The 1,611-nt window shown below is 69.1% G+C and carries 2 protein-coding genes and 1 tRNA gene; all 3 read right to left on the bottom strand.

The features are described 5' to 3' along the window. Positions 1-40: 40 nt before the first annotated feature. Positions 41-114 (bottom strand) — tRNA-Lys (locus DVH02_RS33855). 72 nt (positions 115-186) lie between these two features. Then, a complete protein-coding gene (locus DVH02_RS33850; RefSeq protein ID WP_114627657.1) occupies positions 187-945 on the bottom strand; it encodes an IclR family transcriptional regulator in 759 nt (252 codons plus the stop codon). Between the two features lie 188 nt (positions 946-1,133). Continuing rightward, positions 1,134-1,611, bottom strand: a 478-nt coding sequence (locus DVH02_RS33845) for an amino acid ABC transporter ATP-binding protein (RefSeq protein WP_147286207.1), incomplete at its 5' end; no start/stop codon positions are given.

Raw genomic sequence — 1,611 nt, 5'->3', positions numbered from 1 at the left:
GTGGGGCCCCTCGCTTCCGCGAGGGGCCCCACTCCGTCGGTGCGCCGCCAGGGACTCGAACCCCGGACCCGCTGATTAAGAGTCAGCTGCTCTAACCAACTGAGCTAGCGGCGCCTGCTGACTCGAAAATAATACCCGCCGCCAGGGGGTGCTCCGAACCAGCCGGCATGATCCAAACGAGAGGCCCTAGATCGTCAGCGCCAGCGACATCGGGGCCGCCCCGCGGTTCAGCGTCTCGGCCGCCCCGCGCAGGCGGTGCATCTGTTCCAGCGGGAGGGAGAGCGCCAGACAGCCGACGGTCGAGCCCGCCGTCAGCGGGACCGCCGCGCAGATCGTGCCGAGCGCGTACTCCTGGAGGTCGAGTACGGGCATGGCCGGTGGCTGGCTGTCGAGGCGGGACAGGAGCAGCCGCTCACTCGTGATCGTCCGCGAGGTGAACCGGGCGATCCGGTGCCGGGCCAGATGCTCCTTGCGGCCGTCGTGGTCCAGCTGGCCGAGCAGGCACTTGCCGATCGCGCTGGCGTGGCCGGTCGCGCGGAAGTCCACGTACTCGTTGACCGCCGGGGTGAGCGGGCCGTCCGCGACCTCGGTGATCCGGATCTCGCCGTTGACGTAGCGGCCGACGTAGACCGCCGCGCCCAGCGCGTCGCGCAGCTCGCCGAGGCGGTCCTGGAGCCGGTCGGCCGGCGCCCGGCTCCGGTCGGCGCCCGAGCCGAGCAGCGCCAGGGAGTCCCCGATCACATAGGCGCCGTCCGGGATCCGCTCCAGATATCCCTCGCGCCGCAACATCGAGAGCAGCGGGGCGAGGTGTCCGGCCGGCAGTCCGCTCTCCCGGGCTATCCGGGTCTCGGTCACGCCGCCGCCGTACTTGGAAACGGTCTCCAGGACACGCAGCACATAGCGCACCGAGTGGAAGGGCGCGGTCGGTTCCGGCTTCAGCACCACGGTTCCCCCTAGCAGGTTGTGACCGCAAGCTCACGTCCACGATAACCGCCAAGAGTGCGCCACGGGTGCCCTGTTGACCGTCGGACCGGAGTGCGGCCCAGGCCGCTGTACTGGGCCGCACCACTCTGGCATATGCCAGAGGAATAATTGCTTCAACAGAATGTGAGGTCAGGGCGGTACGGACGGGCTCAGAGCACCGCGCTGAGAAACTCACGAGTACGTTCGTGCTCCGGGTCCGTGAAGATTTTCTCGGGCGGGCCGGACTCGATGACCTTGCCGGAGTCGAACATCATCACGTCGTCCGAGATGTCCCGGGCGAAGTTCATCTCGTGGGTGACGCAGAGCATGGTGATGTCGGTGGTGTGGGCGATGTCCCGCAGCACGTCCAGCACCCCGGCCACCAGCTCGGGGTCGAGCGCCGAGGTGACCTCGTCCAGCAGCAGGATCCGCGGCCGCATCGCCAGCGCGCGGGCGATCGCCACCCGCTGCTGCTGGCCGCCCGAGAGCTGGGTGGGCTTGGCCGCGCAGCGGTCGCCGAGGCCGACCAGGTCGAGCAGTTCGCGACCGCGCTCCTCGGCCTCGTCCTTGCTCATGCCCAGGACCCGTACCGGGGCCTCGGTGACATTGCGCAGGACGTTCATGTTCGGGAAGAGGTTGAACTGCTGG

Origin of the sequence: Streptomyces corynorhini (assembly GCF_003346515.1) — a bacterium.
Classification (GTDB): domain Bacteria; phylum Actinomycetota; class Actinomycetes; order Streptomycetales; family Streptomycetaceae; genus Streptomyces; species Streptomyces corynorhini.
Note: the sequence above shows the minus strand (reverse complement) of the source record. Positions and strands in the feature narration are given on the sequence as shown.